The following is a 24421-nucleotide window of genomic DNA, read 5'->3' as shown; positions in this document are numbered from 1 at the left end:
CCTGCCACCCAGGAACGAGCTGAGCCTGACGACATCGAAACCACGCTGAACCAGGACGCCGCCAGAATCATCAAGCAACTCGACGCCCTACAGGCACGCAACGCCTCAAGGAGCATCGATGACGACTTCGGCCTCGGGCTCTAACAGCTCGGCAGGGAGAACGACGATGGACAGTTGCCCCCTCGGACTCGTCAAGATAACTTGACGGCAGTGGATCCCGTCATCCTGCCGAGCGCTCGACGACACGGAATCACCGACGACGACATGCTCCACGCCCACCGACACCCCATCCGCGTCTTCAAGGTCGATGACCTCACGATGATCGTCGGAGGAGATCGGGCCGGCCAGCTCCTAGAGGTCGGCCTCGCCACCGCCGATGAAGGCACCGAGTTCATAGTCCACGCCATGACCGCACGACCCAAGTACCTGAGGTGATCCAGATGCCCCGATCCCTACAGGAGATCCTCGACCACGCAGACGAGCTGGCCCGGAAGCTGGAGGACTACGAACCTTCCCCTGACGATGAGGTGGATGTCGCCGAGTACCTCCTCCGCCGGGCCGCTCTCGGCCGGGCACGCAGCGAGCGCCAGGTGGCCGAAGCCGTCGCCGCCGCTCGAAGCGCCGGCCTCTCCTGGAAGCACATCGGAACTCAGATCGGCACCTCAGCCCAAGGCGCCCAGCAGCGATACGGGCAGCCGAAGTGGAGCGCCGGGAGTACGGCACTTGTCACCAAGCAGGGAAGGACGGGTTATGCCAGGATGTCCGGCGCCGACCGCCAGATTGGCGGTTCGAGCATCGGAGGGACCATGCCAAGGAAGCGCCAGGGCTCTGACACCGTTCACTTCTGCACCAACTGCTCGAATTGGCCGACGAGCAACTACATCGAAAGCAACAGTGGTGAGCGCTGCAACGAATGCCTTGCCAAGCGGAACGCTGGTACCTGTAGCGCCGGCTGACCCACTCGCGTTACATCGAGGGCCGCAGTGAGGGCGGCCGGCTCCCCCTCCTCAACGAGGTTGCTATCAGCCCCTAGCTGGTCCAAACAGGGCTTGGCCGAGTTTGTCGGCGGCTTCGCGCTGCATGGTGGGGGTGACGTGGCTGTAGAGGTTCATGAACAGGGAGGGGTCGCTGTGGCCGAGGCGTTCGGCGGCGACCTTGGGGGGGATACCGCTGGCGAGCATGAGGGTGGCGCTGGTGTGGCGGAGGCCGTGGGCGGTGAGGCGGGGCAGGCCGGCGTCGGTTGAGGCTTGGCCCAGGGCCTTGGAGATCACCTGCGGGTGGTAGTAGCCGCCGCCGGGCTTGGTGAAGGCGTAGTCGGACTCCACATAGTCCTCCTGACGGGCCTCGAAGCGCTGCATCTCTCGCTGCTGCTTGAGGACGGCCACGAGGCCGGCGTCGAGATCGACGGTGCGGGTGGCCGTGGCGCTCTTGCCCTGCGACTCGACCAGGTCCCAGCCGAGGGTCGAGGCGAACTCCACGATCCGGGCGTGCTGGCGGACTATGTCGACGTTCTCCCACCGCAGCCACACCAGCTCGCCGATCCTCAAGCCCGAGCGAGCAGAAAGGCCCACAGCGGGTAGAGACGGTCGCCGTTCTGGCTGTCGAGGAACTGGCGAGCCTGCTCCGGGCTCCAGTGCTTCGGCACCGACCGCTTCGTCGGGGGGCGGGCCACCGACGTCATCGGGTTCGTCCGGATCACGCCCTGCTCGACAGGGAGCTTGAGCGCACCCGTGAGCGGTGAGCGGGCCAGGCGCACGGTGTTGGCCGCCAGCGGCTTGCCGCTCTTCGTCCCTCCACCGGCCAGGAGCTGGCGCTGCCAGGCCAGGACAACCTCGGGCGTCAGCTCCCGTACCCGCTTCTTGCCGAGCCACGGCCGCACGTACGACGCCGCGTTGTGGCGGTAGTCGAACCTCGTCTTGGCCGAGAGCTTCTCGTCGGCGTCGAGGCCGTCGAGGTACAGGTCGAGCAGGTCGTCGACCGACAGCGTGGCCGGCAGGGTCGCGGCCCGGGGGCGCTCGTCCACCTCGTCGAGCACCTTGCGCCGGGCTCGGGCCGCATCGGCGGCCGTGACGAACCCGCGCTTGGTCACCTGCTGCTGGCGGCCCGTCAGGGGATCCCGACCGAGCCAGACCTTGAAGTACCAGCGGCCCTTGCCGTCCTGGTACACGCCGTCGTACTTCGGCATGACGCCTCCCGTGAGAAGCAAGCGTGAGAAGCAGCGAACCCCAGGATTCCCGGGCTTCTGCTTCTCATATGCTTCTCACGGAGCGGGTCCGGCGCAAGAGCCTCCACCAAATAAGGCCCTGACCTGGACGTACGTGGCGCGCTCGGAGGGACTCGAACCCCCAACCTTCTGATCCGTAGTCAGATGCTCTATCCAATTGAGCTACGAGCGCAGGGACGCTGACCCTACCGCTCGCCGATCGGTGGCTCCAGCCCGTTCGCCCGGGCTGGAAGTGAACGATCAGTCGAACCCGTCGTCCTCCGCCCCAAGCGCCCGCCGGGCCACGAGAACCAGGCCGACCAGGACCGCGAGGACGCCGAACCCCACCAGGGTCGGGCCCCAGTCACGGTCGCCGTCGCGCAGGCCTGCCAACGCGGACAGCAGGCTCACCACCGGCACCGCGAAGAACACGGCCGCCAACACCAGGGCTGCGATCCGCCCTCGACGACCGGAGCGGATCGGCAGGTCGTCGTCGTCCTCCACCGTCGAGACGCTACCGCCGGTGTTCGGGCCGGCGAGGCCGGCGCAACCTCGTCCCGGAGGCGACCCCGACGCGATGCCGGGCCAGGACGTCCGGCCCCGGCTGCCAACTGCGACACCGGCCGCCCACACGACCGGTGTCGCAGTGCTCCGCCCGATGGGTCGCCGGTCAGCCCAGGCGGGAGAAGGTGTCACGGGCGTGGCGGACGTCCTGGCGGCGCTGCTCGAACGTGGCGCCCAGGGCCACCAGCACCACCCCGGCCACCGCGAAGACCAGGTAGCGGGGCAGGTCCGAGGCCACCGGGCCCAGGTGCCGCAGCGCCAACGCACCAAGCACCGCCGCTCCCACCCCCAGGGGGGCCTGGAGCCGACCCACCGCCCCCCACACCACCAACGCCAGGCCCGCGCCCACCGCCACCGCGGTGCGGCCCAGGCCCCCACCGACCAGCGCCGCCATCGTCGTCGGCCCCACAGCCACGGCCAGGCCCGGCCCCAGCCTGGTCCACGAGCCCACCTGCTGCCCGCGGGTCGCCACCGCTCCGGCCACCAGCAAACCAGCCGCCAGCAGGAGCGAGTAGGCCTCGGGGACGTCCACCTCGGCGGCCGCCAGGCGCAGCCAGCCGAACAGCACCGCGCAACCCAGCGCCGCGATCACGGCATCCCGCCTCGTCGGGCGGAGCGCCGAGGCCGCGAACGTCAGGCCGGCCACGGCCACCACCCCGCTCACGGCGTCGAGCGAACTGCACGCCACCCCGGCCAACACCAGGCCGATGGCGGCCACCACGTCCGCGCTCCCGGCCACGGCGGCCGCCCGGACCTCGCCCCGGCGCTCGACCAGGGGGCCGACCCCGGCGCCCAAGGCGGCGGCCACGGCCACCGCCAGAGCCGGGCGGCTCCCCCCGGCCCCCACCAGCACCGAACCCACGGCCACCGCGCCCAGCGCGACGGCCAGGGCGCCACCGACGTGGGTGTCGGCCCGCGGCTGGTCCCGCACCACGGCGACCACGGCACCGGTCACCGCCCCGGTGGCCACCACGACCAGGGCCACCAAGCCCAGCTCCTCCGACGGCAGGGCCAGGGCGACGGCCAGACCGGCCAGTGCCCCCACCACCGCCTGGGCGAGCGGCGAGGTCTGTCCCCCTCCGTAGAGAACCTCGACGGGCCGCAAGGGACGACCCGGCCACGGGCCCGGCGTCGAGCCCGGCTCACGGTCGGTCTCCCTCCAGGGAGCACCACGCCCCCTCCCCACCGACCAGGGCGCCCGAGCCACGGGTCGAGTGCTCCACCACGACGGAGGCTGCTCGCCGGACGGTGAAACCGAGGCCGAGGCGACGGGACGGGCGGCGACCGGGAGCACGGCACCCACCCCGGCGATCACGAGGAGAGCGACCACCGTCGTCCCCACCGCCAACCCCACGGCCGGCGGCACGGCCACGGCCGACGCCACGGCGAGGAGGCCGAGCGGTGCCCGGGCCCAGCGGTGGCCCAGCGCACGGGCCGCCGCCAGCGCGACCGCACCGGTCATCAGGACCCACAGGGTGGTGCCGTCGGCCAGCAACACCTCGTCGGGGAGGGCGCGGCCCAGGCGGGCCGCCACCGACTCACCGGCCGTCCCACCCCCGAGCTCCACCGATCCGGCCACGGCCGTCGCCGTGGCCACCACCTGGATGCCGGCCCACGTCCCGGCCGCCAGGGTCACCAGGGCGGGCAGGAGCGCGGACGCCGACCACGGCCGGCCTCGGTCGAGCCGATCCAGGAGCCCGGCGGCGACGGCCGCCGCCGCCGAGCCGACCACCAGCGCCGCGGCCCACGTCTCGGCGTCGTCCGCCCACCACGCCGTGCCCAGGCCCAGGGCCGCCAGCGCGGGGAGGGGGGCGAGAGCCAGGAGGGCGGCGCCCACTGGGTGGCCTGGCGGCACCCGCATGGCGCCGATCGTCGTCACCACGGCCAGGGCCAGCAGGAGAGCGGCCGACCCGCCCGGGGCGACCATGCGGTCCGACACCAGCCCCTCGACGCCGAGGCCCAAGGCGATGGAACCGGCCAGGGCCCAGCACCCTGCGGTGGCCATCACCACCACCGCCCGCTCGAGCCGCCACCGACCGAGGAGCCCGGCGGCCACCAACCCGAGGCCGACCTGGGCCACCAACACACCAGCCACCGCCATGAGCGAGCCGGAGCCCGCAGCCAGGAGAGGGCCGGGCAGGAAGGCCACCGCCGCACCCGCCGCGGTCAAGCTCCGCACGCCTGCCGAACGGCCCAGGCCGATGGCCCCCGCGGCGACGGCGGCCAGACCGGCCGCCGTCACCACCACCGGATCGCCCACGCCAGCCAACGCCACCCGCAACACCTGGACATCGGCCAGGCCCAGGGCCACGCCGACCGCCCCCAGCGCCTCGGCGGTGGCCACCAGCCCCCGCCGCCGGGCCAGCACGGCGACGGCCAGCACCAGCCCGGTCACGCCGACCAGCACCATCCCCTGCACCGCGGCGTCCAGGCGGTCCCAGGTCACGGCGGCGAACACAGCCACCGCGGCGACAAGGCTGGCCGCCCCCAGCCCGACCAGGAGCTCGGCCAGGCTCACGTCCCGGCTCGGCCGAACCCCGTTGCCGCCCGACGGCCACCGCGGCTCGGCCCCGCTCGGCGGGTGTCCACCCGGTACCCGGCCGGCGGGCCCCGGGGCGGCCACCGGAGCGCATGGCGTCGTATCGGGGCCGGGGGAAGTCGGCGCAGCACTGCCGAGAGGAACACCGCCTGGCGACGCCGGGGCAGTGGACCGCGGCCCAGACGTCACAGGCACGGAGAGGAGGCGGTCGACGGCTTCGTTGCGGACCCGGGACAGGTCGGACAGGTCGTGGTCGACCCGCCAGAGCAGGGCGCCGTCGCGGGAGTCGAGCTTCACCGCGCACCGGGGGCAGCGCGGGGACGTGAGCGGCCCGTCACAGACGGGACAGCGGTCGGCGGCCGGAACAGGGAACGACACGGTGCGGGGCATGACCCCACCCTCCGCTCCGGGGCGATCAGGCGGCACCCGGGGCGCCCCCCACCGTCCCCTGGGGCCCACCCAGGCGGGACGCACGTCCCACCGGGGCACCAGGGTCAGGCCGGCATGGCCTCCGCCGACGAGGAGGCGGTCTCGGCCCAGCGCTCGGCCAGGCGACGACCGGCACGGCCCACCCGCTCGATGCGGCGCACCAGGCGCCGGCGGGCCTCCTCGGCGGCCGGCGACAGGCCCTCCAACCCCTCGACGTCCCAGTGCCGGAGGACGACCGGCACCAGGATCTGCTCGTGGTGGACCACCAGGTCGTAGATCCCGGCTCGGGCGATGGCCAGGGCGTGGCGGTCGAAGCCGATGATGCCCGTCCCCGGCATCTCAAAGTCGGTGACCTGGCGCTCGATGGCCTCGACCACCGGCGACGGGTCCCGTTCCAGGGCCGCACTGACCAGGTCGCGGTACAGGAGGTAGTGGAGGTTCTCGTCGGCGCCGACCCGGGCCATCACCTCGTAGCCGGCCCGGTCGTCGAGGAGCTTGCCCGTGGCCCGGTGGGCGATGCGGGTGGCCAGCTCCTGCAGGGCCACGTACACCAGGCCGTCCAGCGGCGACGGTGGGACCGGCACCACGCCGTGGGACACCTGGTGCATGCGGGCCCGCTCGAGGGCCACGGGGTCGACCATCCCGGTCACCGTGAGGTAGTCGCGGATGGCGATCGAGTGCCGCCCCTCCTCCGCGGTCCAGCGGCGGGCCCACTCGCCCCAGATCCCGTCGGCGCCGAACATCCGGTCGATGGTGGCGAAGTAGTAGGGCAGGTTGTCCTCGGTGAGCAGGTTGACGAACAGCGCGCTGCGCACCGCGTCGGGCACCGGGGCGCGCTCGGGGTCCCACTCCCGCGACCGGGTCTCGGGGCCGGCCCGCTCCCAGGGCACGACCTCGTGGGGGAACCACTCCCGGCTGGCGGCCAGGTGGCGCTCGACCAGCTGTTCCAGCGTGGGCGTGAGGTCGGTCAGGAGTGAGGTGTCCGGCAGCACGGACTCAGCCTACCGACCGGTCGGTAGGCTGGCGACGCGGTCGGGCATCTTTCTCCCACGCAGTCCGGGCGCGGCGGAGGCGGCGCCCGCAGGCGCCGCCTCCACAGACGTCAGGTCAAGCGCCTCAGCGGGCGTGGCGGCACGACCAGGGGCCCCAGCCGCCGGCGCTGTCGTACAGCCGGCGGGCGACCCTGGTGTTCACGTACGGGTCCCTCATCTGGGCCCACTGGTAGCCCATCCGCTGGACCATCGGCTGGTGGACCGAGTTGATCTGGAACAGGCCCACGTTGCGGCCCCCGGGGCTGACCGCCTCCGGGTTGAGGCCCGACTCGCACCGGGCCACGGCGATGGCCTTGTCGGACGCCTCGGGGAACTGCTGGCGGATCGCATCCTTCGAGACCTCCTGCTGGTTGCAGGCGCTGAGTCCGAGGACGACGCCGGCGACGCACACGAGGCTGAGGAGGATTCGCTTCACTGATGAGCTCCTGGGTCGATCGGCCCGCCTACACGCGCTCGTGCCCTGCGGGCAGAGACGAGGGCACGGTGCGGGGATTCCGGCGGGAGCGGCACTGCTCCGAGGAAGTTCGGGACGGGACCCCGTGGCGGCTGGAGCACGCAAGATATGACAGACCGGTTACGAAACGCAAGAACTCGTGACGTGAACGCTGTCACAGGGCCCTCGGCGGAGCCCGCCGACGACCGCGCGGAGGCTCCCATGGGGCCGGCTCAACGGTGGCCCGGCCCGTCCAGTTCTGCACGCTGGAACGCGTCTGCGGCCCGCCCCGCGTGCTGGTGCCGAGGCGAGGCCGGCACAGCGCCGACCCCGGCTGGGCCAGGTCCGGCGCACGGCCGGGCGGCGAGGGCCCCGGCCCGGGGCCGTACGCTCCGCACCATGGCCTCCCGCCCCGCCGTCACCCGCCCCTCCCTGGCCTGGTTCCTGGTCCTCGACGGGGGCATCGCCGCCCTGGCCGCCCTGGCCCTCAACGACCGGGCCCACCGGGCCGCGGCCGAAGCCCTCCCGCTCCCGCCCCGGCCGGTCCTGCAGAAGCTGCTGGCCGGGACCGCCGCCGCGCACGTGGCCGAGGGCCTCTACGCCCATCGCCTGGCCCGCCGCCACGGCCTGCCCGCCGGACGCTGGGCCGGCCAGACCCTGCTCGTCGGCTTCCCGTCGACCCTCGCCCTCTGCCGCGTCGTGCGGGCCTGAGCGCCGTCGCCGTTCCGCAGCGAACGTCACCGCTCCGTCATCTCGTCCGCCCCGGGCCGAACCGAGGCAGAGCAGCCGCCACCGACCATGCGAGGCGCGCCACGGCCGGACGCGACCGGGCCCGGCACCGACGTGCCGGGCCCGAGCGACTGGCGGAGAGGGTGGGATTTGAACCCACGGACGAGGGTTACCCGTCACCTCCTTAGCAGGGAGGCCCGATCGACCAGACTCTGGCACCTCTCCGTTCCGGCAGAGAGTACCGCGCCGGGCTGAGACGACCCGACGGATCCCGTCTCTGAGCGATGCCTGCGGTCGGTCAGGCCATCACGTTTGACGCACCACCACGGCCGGTAGGTGTGCCGGGCGCACCAGCACGGCGGCGACGGGCCCGGCTGCGATGATCGGCGGGTGCCAGGCCGCCCGCTCCGGAACGGCGCCACGACCCGGGTGCGTTCTCGCCCGGGTCGGCGTCGGGGCACGACCACCGACGGGGCGCCCCCGGCCTCGGTCCTGGCCGTTGTGCTGGCCTGTGGCGTGGCCGCGGTGTCGACCGGCGCCCTCTTCAGCCGGGCCGCCTACGACGCCGCCGGGTCCGGCACCCTGGGCGGCGGGATGCTGCTGGCCCTGGTGCGCCTCTCCCTGGCCTGTGCCCTCACCGCGCCGGCGTGGCTGCGGCACCGCCCGGGGCGCCCGGCGACCCCGCCCACCGGGCCGGACCGGCCGTCCGAGCCTCCGTCGGAGTCCTTGCCGTCCGAGCCCGCCGACGTCGATCCGGGGCCCGGCCCCCTCCCGGCCGGGACCGGGCGCCGCACCGCGCTGGCCGGCCTGCTCCTCGGCGTGCACTTCGCCACCTGGCTGCCGTCGCTGGCCTTCACCTCGGTGGCGGCCAGCGTGACCATCGTGACCACCGGGCCGGTGTGGATCGTCCTCTTGCTGTGGCTCCGGGGCGAGCGGCCCCGGGCCCGCACGGCGGTCGGCATCGGCGTGGCGTTGCTGGGGGGCGCGCTGGTGGCCTTCGGTGACGTGGGGGGCCTGGACCAGGGATCGAACCCGCCGCTGGGCAACGCCCTGGCCCTGGTCGCCGCCATCACCTACGCCGGCCACCTGCTGCTCGGCCGGGAGGTGCAGCACCGGGGCCTGGGGCTCTGGCGGTGGACGGCCGTCGTGACCGGGATCGGCGCCGTGGCCGTGCTCCCCCTGGCGGTGCTGACGGCGCCGGGTGACGGTCCCTACCCGGCCGGCTTCTGGCTGGGCGCGGTGGCCCTGGCCCTCGTCCCCCAGATGGTGGGCCACTCGTCCTTCACCTGGGCGGTGCGATGGATGAGCCCCACCCTGGTGTCGGTGGTGATCCTCCTCGAGCCGCTGGCTTCCACCACGGGCGCCGTCGTCCTCTTCGACGAGGTCCCCGGGGGCCTGGTCGTCGTCGGGGGGCTCGTCCTGGTGGCCGGCGTGGCCCTCACCACGCTGGCCGAGCAGGACCGGGCCCCGACGATGGCCGAGGACCCCGTCGCCCCCACCTGATCGGGCCCCGGCGCCCCGGCCGGCGCCGGTGGCGCTCGGCCCGCCGAGCCGCACCGACCCGACCCGCGACGCCGAGCCCGAGCCCGAGCCCGAGCCCGAGCCCGACGATGCCGACGCCGCCCGCCGGAGCGCCGCTCACGGGCACCGTGCCTGGCTCGACCCACCCCCACCTGCTTTCCTTGCCGCCACCGTGCGACCGACCCACCACTCCCGTCTCCTGGCCACCGCGGCCCTCCTGTTGGTCCCCGTCCTCGTCGCCTTCACCGGGGGCGCCGCCGGGGCTGCCGTCCCCCCGACCGACGCCCCGCCCGGCACGTGGCGCGGCCAGGTCGAGGCCTGGGTCGGCACCCAGGCGTACCCGGCGCTGCTGGGCCGGCCGGCACCGAGCGGCGACCGGCGCTACCACGCCCACCAGGCCGTGCTGACCAGCCCCGGCCACGTGGCCCGAGCCCTGGCCGGGTCACCCGAAGCCCGGCGCCTCCAGGCCGGCTGGGCCTACGAACAGGGCCTGGCCCGCCCGTCCTCGGACGCGGATCGGAGGTGGTGGGCGACCCGGCTGGCCTCGGGCTGGACGCACGACCGCATGGTGGCGCACCTGCTGGGCTCACCCGAGGCCTCGGCCCGGCGCCCCGCGGATCCGGCCTGGGTCGCCTGGGCCTACCAGCAGGCGCTGGGTCGGGGCGTCGACGCCCCCGGATCGGCCTTCTGGGTGGCCCGCCTGGGGAGCGGCACGCCGCGGTGGGTCCTGGCCCGCCAGGTCCTGGCCACGCCCGAGGCGCGCCGCCGGACCGTCACCGCCATCTACCTCGCCGTCCTGGGCCGCGCCCCCGGCGCCACCGAGCGCGACCGGGGCGTCGCCACCCTGGCCGCGGCGGGCGGCAACCCCCAGCGCCTGCGGGCCGAGGTGGTGGCCGCCCTGGCCCCCGGCGGCCTCCGGGTGGCGGTGGCCGGCGACTCGGTGGCCTTCTCGCTGACCGAGAAGGCGGTGGGACAGGCCCTGCCCGCCGTGGTCACCGGCGCCGGGCAACGGCCCCGGCTCGGCGGCCGCCTGGCCTGCGGCGTGATCTCCGCCCGGGCCGGCTACGACCTGCCCCCCGGAGCGACCTACTTCCCCGACCACACCGGCTGGGGGCTCCCCGGCGACGGCTTGTGCCCCCAGGAGGTGTCCCGCATCGAGCGGGCCATGCTCGACTGGGGCGCCCAGGTGGTCATCTGGCCCATCGGCGCCTGGGAGGGGACGGCGGTGCGCCGCCCCGACGGCACGGTCCTCCCGGCCCGGTCCCCCGCCCTGCGCAGCGAGCTGGCCGCCGAGATGGTGCGCCGCATCGACATCTGGACGGCGCGCACGGTGCGGAAGGTGGTCCTGCCCGAGTGGGCCTGCGTCGGTCGCCAGACGCCGGCCGACCTGCGCAGCACCACCCACGTCCGGTGGGTCCGGTCGATCCTCGACGAGGTGGTGGCCCGACGGCCGGCCGTGGCCGTCATCGCCGCCACGCCTCCGGAGCTGTGCGTGGGGGGCGACCCCGAGGGCCTCCCCACCCCCGCCGGGTCGGCCGCCAGGGAAGGCGCCTTCCACTGGGCCGAAGGCCCGCGGGGAGCCGCCTGGGGGTGGCGCACGTGGTTCGCCCCCGCCGTCGCCGACCTGCCCTCCGGCCCCTGAGGCACCCGGCCGTCGCTCCCCGGACCTCTCCGCGCCGCCGTCTGCACCCTCCGGCCGCCGGCGGCGGCCCTGCCCCACCGAGCCCGACTGAGCGCCTCTGGCAGCGGTCAGCGGTCGGTGCGCCACCTGGGACCCGGGGAGCGGAGCGGGGGGGATTCGAACCCCCGGGGCCGTGAGGCCCGGTCGCTTTCAAGGCGACTGCATTCGTCCGCTCTGCCACCGCTCCGGGGCGGAACCTATCGCGGTCCCGGCCCGGGCTCCCGGGGGATCGGAGCGACCGGAGGCCGGTGGTTCAGGCCGCCGGGCGCTCGGTGCCCCGGGCCAGGGCCCGCCACAGGGCCAGGTAGCTCGGGTGCTCCAGCTCGTCGGGCACCCACCCGCTGGCCCGCAGCTCGCGGTGCATGGCCGGGAGGTGGAGCCACGGCACGCCCATGTCCACGTGGTGGGCGAGGTGCCAACCGATGTTGTACGGCACCAGGAAGAACCGGGCCACCGGGTGCTGGCGCACCGAGTGGGTGGTGCGGCGGCGGTCCTTGGAGCGCTCCATGCCCCCGTGCTCGGCGATGGCCCGCAGCCGGTTGATGACCCGCCACGACGTCATCCACGGCACGAACCAGAGGGCCAGGTACAGCTCGGGCCGACCCAGCAGGGTGGCCACCAGCAACAACCCGGCCTGGACCGCGAGGATGCGCCGGGCGTGGGTGCCGTAGCCCTTCAGCCGCGCCCCCCGGAGGATGCTGCGGAGGTTCTTCCACCCGGAGAGGCCCAGGGCGTCGCGGGTGAGCTTGCGCCGCAGCGACGCCCGGCTCACCGGGTACCCCACGTAGAGGTTCATGTCGGGCTCGTGGGGCCCGAACTCCTCCTTGTGGTGGGCGATGTGGCCCCGGCGGTAGACGTCGGTGGAGATGAAGCCCGGATAGCCCACCAGCCAGCGCCCGACCCAGTCGTTGACCTTCTTGTTGGGGAACAGGAGCCGGTGGGCGGCTTCGTGGGACAGGGCGGCGAAGGCGGCCAGGGTGCGGCCCATCCACACGAAGGCCACCAGGTAGGCCAGGGGGTGGGCGATCCAGGCGGCCAGGGCGACGAGGCCCACCGACTGGGCGTACACGCTGACGACGGCCAGGACGTTGCGGGCCACGGGGATGCGGCGCAGCTCGGCCCGGATGGGGGGCACGGCCTTGCCGGTGGGGCCGAGCCGGTCGGTGGGCAGCACGTCGGGCAACAGCTCGGGCGCCGGGGCCATCGTCGGGCGGGTGGTGGTCGTCTCCACACCGTCATCTTACGCTGATGACACGCTCGTTGCCACACCGTAATGAGGCCGACCCACCCGGTAGGCTCGGCGGCCGTGACCTCGCCCGACCGCCCCGTCCCCTCCGGTGAGGACGGATCGGTGTGGAGCCCGGCCGAGGAGCCGGCCCTCCCGGCCCGCTCGGTCATCGCCTCGACCCTCCTCGGCGTCCGCCCCTCCCGGCTGCCCACCAGCCTGCTGGTCCGCTCCTGCGGCCTGTTCGGCATCAGCGACGGCACCGCCCGGGTGGCCATCTCCCGCATGGTGGCGGCTGGCGAGCTGGTGGCCGACGACGGGGGCTACGCCCTGAGCGGCGGCCTCCGCGCCCGCCAGGAGCGCCAGGACCTCAGCCGCCGGGCCGCCACCCGACCCTGGCGGCCCGGCGGCGACGGGTGGCGCACCGCGGTCGTGGTGGGCGAGGCCCGGCCCGCTCCCGAGCGGGCCGCCCTCCGCCGGGCCGCCTCGGCCCTCCGTCTGGCCGAGCTGCGGGAGGGCCTGTGGCTGCGGCCCGACAACCTGCCGCCCGGCACCCTGCCCGAGGACGAGGCCGTGGTGGCCGCCCAGTGTCGGGCCTTCCGGGCCCACCCCGAGGACGACGAGGCGGCGCTGGCCGCGTCGCTGTGGGACCTGGACGGCTGGGCCCGGCGGGCCCACCGCCTGGGCGCCGCCCTCGGCGGGAGCCGGCCGGCCCTCGACGCCGGCGACCGCGACGCCCTGCCCGACGCCTTCGTCCTCTCGGCCGCGGTGCTGCGCCACCTGCAGTCCGACCCCCTCCTCCCCCCCGCCCTGCTGCCCGACGGCTGGCCCGGCGACGACCTCCGGGCCCGCTACGAGGCCTGGGACCGGGCCTTCAGCCAGGTGTGGGCCGACTGGTACCACGCCGCACGCCACCGGGCGCCCCGCGAGGCCGGTCGGCCGGCCTGAGGACCGCGGGCCCGGGAACCGGCTCGGAGCGGCCCGGAGGGCCGCCGTAGCCTCCGGCGGTGGACGTCCCCCGCCCCGACGTCGCCCGGGCCGCCGGGGCGGACGAGGTCGATGGCCGATCGCCCCTGCGTCGGCTGTGGGCCTACTCGCGGGGCCATCGGCGCACGGTGGTGGGGGCCATCACCTTCACCGTCCTCAACAAGGGCGCCGACGTCATGCCCGAGCTGCTCATCGGCGTGGCCGTGGACATCGTGGTCCGCCGGGGCGACTCGTTCGTGGGCCAGCTGCTGGGCATCGAGAGCCTGACCGGGCAGCTCACCGCCCTGGCCCTGGCCAACGTGCTGGTGTGGGTGGTGGAGTCGGCCACCGACTTCGTGGCCCACGTGCTGTGGCGCAACCTGGCCCAGACCATCGAGCACGAGGCCCGCATGGACGCCTACCGCCACGTGCAGGACCTGGAGCTGGCCTGGTTCGAGGACCAGTCCACCGGCGGGCTGCTGTCGATCCTGAACGACGACGTCAACCAGCTGGAGCGCTTCCTGGACGTCGGGGCCATGGAGATCCTGGCCGTGGCCGTGAACGTGGTGTTCGTGGGGGCCGTGTTCTTCGCCGTCGACCCCGTCCTGGGCGCCGTCGCCTTCCTGCCCATCCCCCTCATCATCTGGGGCTCGGTGCTGTTCCAGCGCCGCCTGGAGCCCCTCTACACCAGGGTCCGGGACGCGGCCGGCGACCTGGGCGGCCTGCTGGCCAACAACCTCTCGGGCATCGCCACCATCCGGGCCTTCACCGCCGAGGACCGGGAGCTGGACCGGGTCCGGGCCTCCAGCCAGGCCTACCGGGACGCCAACGGGCGGGCCATCCGCCTGTCGTCGGCCTTCATCCCCATCATCCGCATGGCCATCCTGGCCGCCTTCACCACCACCCTGCTGACCGGCGGGCGGTCCGCCCTCCGGGGCGACCTGGAGGTCGGCGTGTTCTCGGTGCTGGTGTACATGACCCAGCGCCTGCTGTGGCCCCTGACCCGCCTGGGCGAGACCTTCGACCTGTACCAGCGGGCCATGGCCTCGACCCGGCGCATCCTCGACCTCCTGGCCGTGGCCCCCACCATCACCCCGGGGGCGGCGGCCCTGGCCGAGCCGGTGCGGGGCGACGTGCGCTTCGACGGGGTGCGCTTCGCCTACGCCGACGGGCCGCCGGTGCTCGACCGGCTCGACCTCCACGTCCCCGCGGGCGAGACCCACGCCATCGTGGGGGCCACCGGCGCCGGCAAGTCCACGGTGGTGAAGCTGCTGCTGCGCCTCTACGAGCCGACCGGGGGCAGCGTCACGGTGGACGGCACCGACGTCCGCACCCTCCGCTTCGCCGCCCTGCGGGGAGCCATGGGCTACGTGGGCCAGGACGTGTTCCTGTTCCAGGGGACGGTGCGGGAGAACATCGCCTACGGCCGGCCCGACGCCACCGACGACGAGGTGGTGGCCGCGGCCCGCCAGGCCGAGGCCCACGAGTTCGTCGTCGGGCTGCCCCGGGGCTACGACACCGTGGTCGGCGAGCGGGGCCAGAAGCTGTCGGGGGGCCAGCGGCAACGGCTCTCCATCGCCCGAGCGATCCTGCGCGACCCGCGGATCCTGGTGCTGGACGAGGCCACCTCGGCGGTCGACAACGAGACCGAGGCCGCCATCCAGCGATCGCTGGAGGCGGTGGGGGCCGGCCGGACGGTGCTGGTCATCGCCCACCGCCTCTCCACCGTCCGCCACGCGGAACGCATCCACGTCCTGGAGCGGGGCCGGGTGGCCGAGGCCGGCACCCACAACGAGCTGGTGGCCGGCGGCGGCCTCTACGCCGCCCTCTGGCGAGTGCAGACCGGCGAGGCGGCCACCCCGGTCGACTGAGGCTCGCGGACCGAGCCGCCTCGCCGGGCCCTCAGGGCGGTGGGCGGGGTCGGAGGACGTGGGTGCAGACCGGCGAGGCCGCCACCCCGGTCGACTGAGGCGGCGGCGGGCCGGGGGAGGTCGTGCCAGCATGGCGGCCATGGCCGACGACCGCCTCTACTTCCGCCAACTGCTCGCCGGGATGGACGTGGCCGAGGACGACCACATCGCCCAGCAGATGGTCAACTTCGTGTACCTGGTCGGCGACCGGGAGACCGGCGAGGCCGTGGCCGTCGACCTGGCCTACGACGTGGGCGGCGTGCTCGACGTGCTGGAGGCCGACGGCATGCGCCTGGTTGGCACCCTGGCCACCCACTACCACCCCGACCACGTGGGCGGCTCGCTCATGGGCCACCCCATCGCCGGCCTGGCCGAGCTGCTGGAGCGGGTCCAGGTGCCGGTGCACGTCCACGCCGACGAGGTGCCGTGGGTGGCCCGGGCCACCGGCGTGGGCGAGGAGCACCTGGTGGGCCACGCCAGCGGTGACACCGTCACCGTGGGCGACGTCCCCATCACCCTCATCCACACCCCCGGCCACACCCCGGGCAGCCAGTGCTTCCTGGTCGGGGAGCGCCTGCTCGGGGGCGACACCCTGTTCCTGGACGGCTGCGGCCGCACCGACCTGCCCGGCAGCGACCCGGAGCAGATGTACCTGTCGCTGACCCAGCGCCTGGCCAAGGTGCCCGACGACACGGTGCTCTTCCCCGGCCACCTCTACTCCGAGAAGCCGGCCGCCCCCATGGGCGAGGTCCGCCAGCGCAACGTGGTCTTCCGGCCCGAGACCCAGGAGCAGTGGATGGCCATGTTCGCCCGTTGAGGCGGCGCCGCGGCCGGGACCTACTGCGGGGTCCCCACCACCTCGACCCCGCCGCCCCGGAGGTGGAACGGCACCGAGGTGACGACGGTGTTGGGCCGGGTGCGGAGCCGGGCCCGCAGCACCAGGGCGCTCTGGTTGTGCAGCACCTGCGAGTACCAGTGGTCGAGCACGAACTCGGGCAGCACCACGGTCAGGAAGTCGTCCTCCACTTCGGCGTCGTACTCGTCCACGAACCGCATGATCGGGCGCGACAACTCCCGGAACGGGGAGTACAGGGTCCGCAGCTCCACCGGGATCTCGTGCTCCTCCCAGGACCGGGTGATGGCCTCCTGCTGCTCGGCCGAGGCCACCACCGACACGGCCAGCAGCCGGTCCGGGCGCAGCGACCGGGCGTAGGCGATGGCCTCCAGGGAGCCCTTGGTGACCCGGCCCACCAGCACCACCACGGTGTGGGTGCGGCGCCGGGCCTTGTAGCCGGGGGGCACGGCCAGGGCCCGGTCGACCCGGGCGTAGTGGCGGTGGATGGCCGCGAACAGGGCCACGATGAGCGGGATCACCACCGCTGGGATCCATGCCCCCTGGAAGAACTTGGACGTCACCACCACCAGCAGCACCACCGAGGTGGCCACGCAGCCCACGGTGTTGATGACCAGGCCCTTGCGCCACTGCGGCTCCCGTTCGCGCAGGTGGTGGCGGATCATCCCCGCCTGGCTGAGGGAGAACCCGGTGAACACGCCCACCGCGTACAGGGGGATGAGCGAGCTGACCTCGGCCCGGAACACGATCATGAGCACGCCGGCCATGCCGGCCAGGACGATGATGCCGTTGGAGAAGGCCAGGCGGTCGCCCCGGGTGGCCAGCTGCCGGGGCAGGTAGCCGTCCCGGGCCACGATGGAGCTGAGCTGGGGGAAGCCGGCGAAGGCGGTGTTGGCCGCCAGGATCAGGATGGCGAAGGTGGCGATCTGGAAGCCGTAGTACACGATGTTCTCGCCGAAGACGGCCTTGCCCATCTGGGACAGCACCGTCTCGCCGTCGTGGTCGACCACCGGCCGCAGGTGGTGGGCCAGCACGCCCAGGCCCAGGAAGCCGGCGCCCAGGATGAGGCCCATGTAGGTGAGGGTGGTCGAGGCGTTGCGGGACTCCGGCTTGCGGAACGTGGGCACGCCGTTGGAGATGGCTTCCACCCCCGAGAGCACCACCGCCCCCGACGAGAAGGCCCGCAGCAGGACGAAGAGGGCGGCGCTGGAGGCCAGGGCGTGCTCCGCGGCGAACGTCTTGGCCAGCTCCGGGCTGCTCTGGATGGGCCCCAGGTCGAAGGCGAACACCCGGGTCAGGCCGAACACCAGCAGCGAGCCCAGGAGCAGGACGTAGACGTAGGTGGGGACGGCGAAGACCTTGCCCGCCTCCTTCAGGCCCCGCAGGTTGGCCAGGGTCATCAGCACCAGGAAGCCCAGGCACAGGGCGATGCGGTACTGGTCGGGGCGCAGCGACGGCACCGCCGAGGCGATGGCCAGCACCCCCGAGGAGATGGAGACGGCCACGGTGAGCGTGTAGTCGACCAGCAGCGAAGCCCCGGCCACCAGGCCGGCGGTGGGGCTCAGGTTCTCCTTGGCCACCACGTAGGCCCCGCCCCCGTTGGGGTAGGCGTGGATGGTCTGGCGGTAGCTGGTGAGGACGATGAACAGCAGGGCCACGGCGGCGATGCCGATGGGCACCAGGTAGGAGTGGGTGTGGGGGAACTGCACCGCCATCAGCAGCACCAGGAGGATCTCCTCGGTGGCGTACGCCGTCGACGAGATGGCGTCGGAGGCGAACACGGCCAGGGCCACCGGCTTGCTGATGCGCTGGTTGTGCTCCTCGCTGGACGCCAGGGGCTGGCCCACCAGCACCCGCTTCAGGACCGACGCCATCGCCACCTCTCTCCACTCGGCCCTCGGGGGCCACGGGCGGGCAGCCTACGAGGCCGACCCCTGGCGTTCGGCCACGGCGGCCGCCGGGCGGGACGGGGCTCGGGCCGCTCCCCCGGCCGGTCGGTGGTGGAGACGAGCGGGGGCCGGGGGTAGGGTCCGCGGCCGCTGTCCGCCACCGGGGCCGACGGCAGGCCGGAGGTGACCAGGTGCACGTCGTCGTCGTGGGCTGCGGCCGGGTCGGGGCCGGGCTGGCCGGGGCCATCGAGGCCGAGGGCCACTCCGTCGCCGTCGTCGACCGGCGGTCCAAGGCCTTCACCCGCCTGCCCGAGGGTTTCAGCGGCCGGGCGGTGGTGGGCGTCGGGTTCGACCGCGACCGGCTCCGGGTGGCCGGCATCGAGGAGGCCGGCGCCGTCGCCGCCGTGACCAGCGGGGACAACTCGAACATCCTGGTGGCCCGGGTGGCCCGCGAGACCTTCGGCATCCAGCGGGTGGTGGCCCGCATCTACGACCCCCGCCGGGCCGCCATCTACGAGCGCCTCGGCATCCCCACCATCGCCACCGTCCAGTGGACCACCGAGCGGGTCCTGCAGCGGGTCCTGCCCGAGCGGCCCACCGTGGACTGGATCGACCCCAGCGCCAAGGTGGTCCTGGTCGAGCGGACCGTGCCCCCGGCGTGGGCCGGCCAGCGGGTCCTCGACCTCGACACCGACGGCCGGGCCCGCGTGGTGGCCGTGACCCGGCTGGGCGTGGCCCAGGTCCCCGCCTCCGACCTCCTGGTGCAGGACGGCGACACCATCCACGTGGCCCTGGCCGGCGACGCCGTCGACCCCTTCGACCAGCGCCTGGCCACCCCCCCGTCCGAGGGCGGCCACTGATGGCCGGCCTCCCCCCCGTCACCCCGCTGCGAGAGGGCACCTGCTCATGAAGATCGTGATCGCCGGCGGCGGCAACGTCGGCACCTTCATCGCCTCGGACCTGATCCAGGCCGGGCACACCGTCACCATCGTGGAGGTCGACGGCGACCGGGCCACCACCGCCGAGGCCCAGGACGAGGCCCCGGGCGCCACCTGGGTGGTGGCCGACGCCTGCGAGGTCACCGAGTTCGCCAAGTCCGAGGTCGGCCAGGCCGACGTGGTGGCCGCCGTCACCGGCGACGACGAGGACAACCTGGTCATCTCCCTGCTGGCCAAGCAGGAGTTCGCCGTCCCCCGGGTGGTGGCCCGGGTCAACAACCCCCGCAACGAGTGGATGTTCACCGAGGCGTGGGGCGTCGACGTGTCGGTGTCGACCCCCCACCTGCTGACCGCCCTGGTCGAGGAGGCCGTCTCGGTCGGCACCCTGGTGCGCCTGCTGTCCTTCGAGGGAGGGCGGGCCCGCCTGTCCGAGGCCACCCTGACCGACGCCTCACCCAGCGTGGGGCAGGACCTGGCCGAGCTGCCCCTCCCCCGGGACTGCACCGTGGTGGCCGTCCTGCGCGACTCCCACGTGATCGTCCCCCGGGGCGACACCGTGCTGCGGGAGGGCGACGAGGTCCTGGTCCTGACCACGCCCGAGGTGGAGGACGAGGTGGTGCGGGTGCTGCTGGGCGTCCGCGACCCCGACGCGGCCGAGGACGAGGCGGCCATCGGCCTCGAGAGCTGACCCGCCCGCCCCGGCACCGGGGCGGGCCTCAGGGCAGCAGCGTGTAAGCCGGGTTGAGCAGCACCAGGCGGCCCCGCTCCCGGCGGGCCACCCCCTCGATCCGCACCGGCCGGCCGGGGTCGAGCCCGCCCACCCGCTTGCGCCCGGTGAAGACGGCCACGGCCCGGCCGGTGCCATCGTCCACGGTGACCTCCAGCGAGGGCGCCCCGGCCCGGGGCACCACCTGGAGGCCGGCCACCTCGCCCCGGATGCGCACCACCCCCCGCTCGGTCACCTCGCCGATGGCCGAGCACGTCTCGTCGGCGAAGCGGGTCTGGAGGCTGGCGGCGTGCAGCTCCTCGTTGGTCCGGGTCAGCCGGCGGCGCAGTCCTTCGAGCACGGGCCCAGCGTCGCACGCCACCACCCGGCCCGCACCTCCCGCACCACCCGGCGCGCCCGATCCCGGTCACCGTCCGACCCGGGCCGGCTCGGCCTAGGCCACCACCTCCACCGGGGTGCCGGTGGGGGCCAGCAGCATCATGGCCTCGATGTCGGCGTTGCGCATGCGCACGCAGCCGTTGCTGGCCGGCGTACCGACGAGGGCCGGGTTCTGGGTGCCGTGCATGGCCACCTGGCCGACCCCGCCCCCGAAGCTCTGGTACACCTCGGAGAAGCCGGTGAAGCTCACCTGGCCGGTCCCGTAGGCGCGGTGCGGGGGCGACAGCGGCACGATCCCGTCCACGAAGAAGGTGCCGAGGGGGGTGGGTGAGCTGTCCTTCCCGGTGGCCACCGGGACCTGGAGCACCACCTCCTCGGCGGCGTACACGGTGGCCCGCCGGGCCCCGCGCTCGATCACCACGTGGTGCTCGACCTGCCGCTCGGTCACCTGGTCGGACCGGATCCAGGCCAGAGCCGAGTTGGGCCGGGACATGATCTGGGCCTGGAGCCAGTCGGGCCCCTGGCGGCCCCGGACCAGGAAGGTGAGGGCCAGGCCCTCCCCCGTCGGGTTGGCCATGGCCCGGCCGCTGGGCACCCGCACACCGGGGCTGGTGTGGAGCTCGACGGTGGGGCCGGTGGCGTCGGCCACGGTGAAGCGGCTGGCCCAGGGCCGGGGCAGCGGGGGGGCGATGGCCAGCCCGTCCCCGGCCGGGGTGGCGGGCACCGTGGTCGTCGTGGTGGTGGGGGCGGCGGTGGTGGTGGTGGTCGTGGCCGGCCACCGCCCCTCGACCTCGGTCCCGCCCGCCGTCGACGGGCCCGACACCCGAGCCGTCACCGTGTCGCCCCCGCACCCGGCGACGACCACGGCGACGGCCAGGAGCGCCAGCGCCAGCGGCCGGACGGGCCCGCGGCCCGGCCACGCCGGGCGGGTCGAGGATCGGCTCACGCCGGTGGGAGGGGGAGCACCCACCGCCCCGAGGCTACCGACGCCGAGCCGCGGCCGCCCCGGCGCGGCCGGTCTCCGGCTGCGGGCCGAGGCCAGGGCCACTCCGGGCCCGACCCTGAGCCGTCGCTGGCCCGGCCGGGCCGCGCCGGGGCTCAGGGCCGACCGGTGGTCCCCGGCACCGGCGGGGCCCACCGCCACGGCTGGCGGGGCAGGCGGGCGGGGGCGAAGGAGGCCACCTCCGGCTCCCCGTCGGCGGCCAGGGCCACGGCCGGCGCCAGCGAGCGCAGCAGGGCCGCCCGCACCGGGCCGGCGCCCACCCCCCGGGCTGCCAGGTCGGCCAGGGTCACGGCGCCGTCCCGCTTGGCCAGGCGTTGCCCGTCGGCCCCCACCACCAGCGGGACGTGGAGGTGCGCCGGGGACCGCAGCCCCAGCAGGCCGGCCAGGTGGACCTGCCGGGGGGTGGAGCTCAGCAGGTCGTCGCCCCGCACCACCTCCTCCACCCCCTGGTCGGCGTCGTCGACCACGCTGGCCAGGTTGTAGGCCGGCACGCCGTCGTTGCGCCGCAGGACCAGGTCGTCGACCACCCCCTGGTGGCGGCCCACCAGGCCGTCCTCCACCACCACCCGGGCCCCGCCGGCCCGCAGGCGCAGGGCCGGCGGGCGGCCCCCGGCGGCGCGGGCGGCCCGCTGCCGGACGGTGAGCTCCCGGCAGGTGCCCGGGTAGGCCCCCTCGGGCGCCTCACCGTGCGGGGCCCGGGTGGCCTCCTGGATCTCCCGCCGGGTGCAGAAGCACGGATAGGTCAGGCCGGCCGCCACCAGGTCGGCGAGGGCGTCCTCGTAGAGGTGGCGCCGGGCCGACTGGCGCACCACCGGCCCGTCCCAGTCCACGCCCACGGCCCGCAGGTCGGCCAGTTGCCCGGCCTCGTGCTCGGGCCGGGCCCCGGGGTCGAGGTCCTCGCTCCGCAGCAACAGGGCGCGGCCGGTCGAGCGGGCCGCCAGCCACGCCACCAAGGCGGTGCGCAGGTTGCCCACGTGGAGGGGGCCCGTGGGACTGGGGGCGAAACGTCCGACCGCCACGCCCAGATCCTCACACAGCGCCCCCCACCCGGGGACGACCGGGTCAGGCCCAGGAGACCTTGGCGTCCTCGACCTCGAAGCGCACCAGGGCCACCACGGTGAAGGCCACGGTGAAGCCGGCCAGCACGGCCAGGGGCAGCAACACGTCGCCGATCCCCCCGCTGTCGATGGTGACGGCCCGGAAGCCCCGCATGGCCCAGTAGGCCGGGGTGGCCGGGGCCACGGCCTGGGCCCACCCGGGCAGGAACTCCACCGGGGTGACCGCCCCGCCCAGGCCGCCCAGGAGCATGGCCCCGGCGTTGGACAGGGCGTTGAGCTGCACCACCGACCGACAGATGGCCAGCAGCATGAACCCCAGGGCCAGCTCCATGAAGGCCAGGGCCACGCCCACGGCCACGAAGGCCGGCAGCGACCCCCGCAGCTCCATGCCGAACAGGAGAGCCCCGCCGCCCAGCAGGACGGTGAGCTGGATGGCCAGGCACAGGATGGGCACCAGGCTCTTGCCCAGGATCAGCTCCACCGGCGAGAGGGGCGACGAGCGCAGCCGCTCCCAGGTGCCCCAGCCGTGCTCGCGGAAGATGCCGAAGCCCACGTTGCCGACCAGGAACCCGCTGAACAGCACGGTGGCGCTGGGCACGGCGTAGGCGGCGCCGTTGACGTCCCGGCCGGGGAACTCGACGGAGAGGGCGGCGCCGATGGAGCGCTCGCTGAAGGCCATGAAGGCCAGTGGCATGAGGGTGAAGATGAGCAGGAACGCCGGGTCGCTGCGGAGGATGCGCAGGTCGTGGCGGGCCACGGCGGCCACCCGGCTGGGGCTGAGGCGGTCGCTCACGCGGGTTCCTCCACGGTCTCGGGGGCGGCCTCGCCGTCGCTGGCGTAGGCCCGGCCGGTGAGGGCCAGGAAGACGGTCTCCAGGCTGGGGCGGACCAGGTCCACCGAGACCAGGCGCTCGGCTGCGGCGCCGAGCGAGCCGAGCACGGCGGCGGCCACCGGCCCCGGGTTCTGGTCGGTCACCACCCGGGCCACGGTCCCGTCGACCTCGGCCCCGGGCAGGGCCGGCGCCGGCCCCTCGAAGCTCAACTCCACCACGCCGGACCCGTGGGCCGCCACCAGCTGGTCGAGGCTGCCCCGCACCAGGATGCGCCCGTGGTCGAGGATGGCCACCGACGCCCCCAGCTGCTCCACCTCGGGCAGGTAGTGGGTGGAGTACAGCACCGCGCAGCCGTCCTCGCGGGCCAGGCGGGAGATGGCGTCCAGGAGGCGGGCCCGGGTGGCGATGTCCACGCCGGTGGTCGGCTCGTCCAGCATCAGCAGGCGGGGCCGGTGGACCATGGCCATGGCCGTGTGGAGCCGGCGCTTCTCGCCCCCGGAGAGCTGGCGGGCCTGGCGGTCGAGCAGGTGGTCGAGCTCCAGGACGGCCGACGTCTCGGCCAGGCGGGCCGCCGTGTCGCGGGGGGAGAGCCCCGCCAGGCCGGCGAAGAGCTCGATGTTCTGCCGCACGGTGACGGTGGGGTAGATGCCCGTCTCCTGGGCGGCCAGGCCCACCGCCGAGCGGACGGCCCGGCCGCCGCCGGCCGCGTCGCGCCCGTCGACCCGGACGACGCCCGCATCGGGGGACCGCAGGCCGGCGATGATCGACACCAGCGTCGTCTTGCCGGCGCCGTTGGGGCCCAGCAGGCCGCACACCTCGCCCGGCGCCACGGTCAGGGACACCTCGTCCAGGGCCACCCGATCGCCGTAGCGCTTGGTCAGCCCCTCCACCTCCAACACCATGCCGCCCGTCACGCCGAGGAGTCTGGCCCACGGGCGCGGGCCCGGCGCCACGGTTTACGACGGGCGGCGGCCCGGGCGCCGGGGACGGGCCGGGCGGGTCCGGTAGCGTCGGCGGCGGGCGCGACGAGGCGACGCAGGGAGGGCCACCATGCGAGTCGACGTGATCCTGGCCGATGCCGCACACGCCGCCGAGGGCAAGGTCTCGATGCTGGGCGCCGGGTGGAGCCTGAGCCGGGGCGTCACGGCCATGGCCGTCGTGGTCTTCATCGAGGTGCCGTGGGACCAGACGGACCCCGACCGGCGCTTCACTCTCGAGCTGCTCGACGCCGACGGCCAGGCGGTGCGGCTGCGCGGGCCGAAAGGGACCCAGACCATCATCGTCGAGGGCACGGTCAAGGCCGAGCGGCCCGCCGATCTCCCCCACGGCATCCCCATCGCCCTGCCGCCGCTGGCCCTCCAGATCGGGCCGCTGCCGCTGGAGCCGGGACGCTACGTGTGGCGGTTCTCCCTAGACGGGGAGACGCACGAGACCTGGCAGCGGAGCTTCACCAAGGTGGCGCCGCGACCCGAGGCGCAGAACGGCTGATCG

General features: G+C 74.7%; 24 protein-coding genes and 3 tRNA genes. 11 read left to right on the top strand and 16 right to left on the bottom strand.

The annotated features are described in order from the left end of the window. Positions 1–210 precede the first annotated feature (210 nt). Together VEW93_10695 and VEW93_10690 are read left to right on the top strand one after the other, a co-directional pair. Positions 211–435, top strand: coding sequence for a hypothetical protein (locus tag VEW93_10695; protein HYI62257.1), 225 nt, complete (start codon positions 211–213; stop codon positions 433–435). Beyond that, positions 432–956, top strand: coding sequence for a hypothetical protein (locus VEW93_10690; protein ID HYI62256.1), 525 nt, complete (start codon positions 432–434; stop codon positions 954–956). The genes VEW93_10695 and VEW93_10690 overlap by 4 nt, the downstream gene beginning before the upstream one ends. A 66-nt stretch (positions 957–1022) precedes the next feature. Here the strand turns inward: VEW93_10690 and VEW93_10685 are convergent, their stop codons facing one another. The 7 genes from VEW93_10685 to VEW93_10655 form a co-directional block, all read right to left on the bottom strand. Continuing rightward, on the bottom strand, positions 1023–1547 hold the full coding sequence (locus VEW93_10685; GenBank protein HYI62255.1) for a site-specific integrase: 525 nt from the start codon (positions 1545–1547) through the stop codon (positions 1023–1025). Further along, on the bottom strand, positions 1544–2185 hold the full coding sequence (locus VEW93_10680; protein HYI62254.1) for an Arm DNA-binding domain-containing protein: 642 nt from the start codon (positions 2183–2185) through the stop codon (positions 1544–1546). Before VEW93_10680 ends, VEW93_10685 begins: the two co-directional genes overlap by 4 nt. 134 nt (positions 2186–2319) lie before the next feature. Then, a tRNA-Arg gene (locus VEW93_10675) sits at positions 2320–2396 on the bottom strand. A gap of 68 nt (positions 2397–2464) precedes the next feature. Next, positions 2465–2707: a hypothetical protein gene (locus VEW93_10670; protein ID HYI62253.1), complete on the bottom strand. Its 243-nt coding sequence runs from the start codon at positions 2705–2707 to the stop codon at positions 2465–2467. 166 nt (positions 2708–2873) lie between these two features. Then, positions 2874–5285: a hypothetical protein gene (locus VEW93_10665; protein ID HYI62252.1), complete on the bottom strand. Its 2412-nt coding sequence runs from the start codon at positions 5283–5285 to the stop codon at positions 2874–2876. 515 nt (positions 5286–5800) lie between these two features. Further along, entirely contained in the window at positions 5801–6727 is a 927-nt protein-coding gene (locus VEW93_10660; protein ID HYI62251.1) for an acyl-ACP desaturase, read from the bottom strand. A gap of 124 nt (positions 6728–6851) precedes the next feature. Further along, positions 6852–7202 carry a transglycosylase SLT domain-containing protein gene (locus VEW93_10655; protein HYI62250.1) on the bottom strand — a complete coding sequence of 117 codons (351 nt, stop codon included), beginning with the start codon at positions 7200–7202 and terminating at the stop codon, positions 6852–6854. 417 nt (positions 7203–7619) lie between these two features. Here VEW93_10655 and VEW93_10650 point away from each other — a divergent pair, with 417 nt between their 5' ends. After that, positions 7620–7931: a DUF4499 domain-containing protein gene (locus tag VEW93_10650; GenBank protein ID HYI62249.1), complete on the top strand. Its 312-nt coding sequence runs from the start codon at positions 7620–7622 to the stop codon at positions 7929–7931. Between the two features lie 150 nt (positions 7932–8081). Here the strand turns inward: VEW93_10650 and VEW93_10645 are convergent. Next, positions 8082–8174 (bottom strand) — tRNA-Ser (locus tag VEW93_10645). A gap of 165 nt (positions 8175–8339) precedes the next feature. Here VEW93_10645 and VEW93_10640 point away from each other — a divergent pair. After that, positions 8340–9452 carry a DMT family transporter gene (locus VEW93_10640; protein ID HYI62248.1) on the top strand — a complete coding sequence of 371 codons (1113 nt, stop codon included), beginning with the start codon at positions 8340–8342 and terminating at the stop codon, positions 9450–9452. Between the two features lie 28 nt (positions 9453–9480). After that, positions 9481–11112 carry a DUF4214 domain-containing protein gene (locus VEW93_10635; GenBank protein HYI62247.1) on the top strand — a complete coding sequence of 544 codons (1632 nt, stop codon included), beginning with the start codon at positions 9481–9483 and terminating at the stop codon, positions 11110–11112. Positions 11113–11253: 141 nt separating this feature from the next. Here VEW93_10635 and VEW93_10630 read toward each other — a convergent pair. Continuing rightward, positions 11254–11338, bottom strand: a tRNA-Ser gene (locus VEW93_10630). 66 nt (positions 11339–11404) lie between these two features. After that, positions 11405–12382, bottom strand: coding sequence for a fatty acid desaturase family protein (locus tag VEW93_10625; protein ID HYI62246.1), 978 nt, complete (start codon positions 12380–12382; stop codon positions 11405–11407). Positions 12383–12457: 75 nt separating this feature from the next. Here VEW93_10625 and VEW93_10620 point away from each other — a divergent pair, with 75 nt between their 5' ends. From VEW93_10620 to VEW93_10610, 3 genes are all read left to right on the top strand, one after another. Next, the gene (locus tag VEW93_10620) at positions 12458–13324 is read left to right on the top strand and encodes a hypothetical protein (protein ID HYI62245.1); all 867 of its coding nucleotides are present in this window, start codon (positions 12458–12460) and stop codon (positions 13322–13324) included. A 59-nt stretch (positions 13325–13383) separates the two neighbouring features. Next, entirely contained in the window at positions 13384–15213 is a 1830-nt protein-coding gene (locus VEW93_10615) for an ABC transporter ATP-binding protein (protein HYI62244.1), read from the top strand. A gap of 139 nt (positions 15214–15352) precedes the next feature. After that, positions 15353–16069: an MBL fold metallo-hydrolase gene (locus VEW93_10610; protein HYI62243.1), complete on the top strand. Its 717-nt coding sequence runs from the start codon at positions 15353–15355 to the stop codon at positions 16067–16069. A gap of 20 nt (positions 16070–16089) precedes the next feature. Here the strand turns inward: VEW93_10610 and VEW93_10605 are convergent, their stop codons facing one another. After that, positions 16090–17979: an APC family permease gene (locus VEW93_10605; protein ID HYI62242.1), complete on the bottom strand. Its 1890-nt coding sequence runs from the start codon at positions 17977–17979 to the stop codon at positions 16090–16092. Positions 17980–18185: 206 nt separating this feature from the next. On the opposite strand from VEW93_10605, the gene VEW93_10600 reads away from it, so the two are divergent. Beyond that, complete coding sequence (locus VEW93_10600) at positions 18186–18854, top strand: TrkA family potassium uptake protein (protein ID HYI62241.1); 669 nt, start codon at positions 18186–18188, stop codon at positions 18852–18854. Between the two features lie 46 nt (positions 18855–18900). Beyond that, entirely contained in the window at positions 18901–19620 is a 720-nt protein-coding gene (locus tag VEW93_10595) for a TrkA family potassium uptake protein (GenBank protein ID HYI62240.1), read from the top strand. A gap of 28 nt (positions 19621–19648) precedes the next feature. Here VEW93_10595 and VEW93_10590 read toward each other — a convergent pair whose 3' ends face one another. The 5 genes from VEW93_10590 to VEW93_10570 all read right to left on the bottom strand — a co-directional run bounded on the left by VEW93_10590 (position 19649) and on the right by VEW93_10570 (position 23844). Further along, positions 19649–19999 carry an OB-fold nucleic acid binding domain-containing protein gene (locus VEW93_10590; protein HYI62239.1) on the bottom strand — a complete coding sequence of 117 codons (351 nt, stop codon included), beginning with the start codon at positions 19997–19999 and terminating at the stop codon, positions 19649–19651. A 93-nt stretch (positions 20000–20092) separates the two neighbouring features. After that, on the bottom strand, positions 20093–21007 hold the full coding sequence (locus VEW93_10585; protein ID HYI62238.1) for a L,D-transpeptidase: 915 nt from the start codon (positions 21005–21007) through the stop codon (positions 20093–20095). Positions 21008–21135: 128 nt separating this feature from the next. Next, positions 21136–22059, bottom strand: coding sequence for a tRNA glutamyl-Q(34) synthetase GluQRS (gene gluQRS / locus VEW93_10580; protein ID HYI62237.1), 924 nt, complete (start codon positions 22057–22059; stop codon positions 21136–21138). 43 nt (positions 22060–22102) lie between these two features. Further along, positions 22103–22891, bottom strand: a complete 789-nt coding sequence (locus VEW93_10575) for an ABC transporter permease (GenBank protein HYI62236.1) — start codon at positions 22889–22891, stop codon at positions 22103–22105. Further along, positions 22888–23844: an ABC transporter ATP-binding protein gene (locus tag VEW93_10570; GenBank protein ID HYI62235.1), complete on the bottom strand. Its 957-nt coding sequence runs from the start codon at positions 23842–23844 to the stop codon at positions 22888–22890. Before VEW93_10570 ends, VEW93_10575 begins: the two co-directional genes overlap by 4 nt. A gap of 136 nt (positions 23845–23980) precedes the next feature. Here VEW93_10570 and VEW93_10565 point away from each other — a divergent pair, with 136 nt between their 5' ends. Continuing rightward, positions 23981–24418: a hypothetical protein gene (locus VEW93_10565; protein HYI62234.1), complete on the top strand. Its 438-nt coding sequence runs from the start codon at positions 23981–23983 to the stop codon at positions 24416–24418. The last annotated feature ends 3 nt before the right edge of the window (positions 24419–24421 follow it).

This window comes from Acidimicrobiales bacterium (genome assembly GCA_035630295.1).
GTDB lineage: Bacteria > Actinomycetota > Acidimicrobiia > Acidimicrobiales > Iamiaceae > Iamia.
Note: the sequence above shows the minus strand (reverse complement) of the source record. Positions and strands in the feature narration are given on the sequence as shown.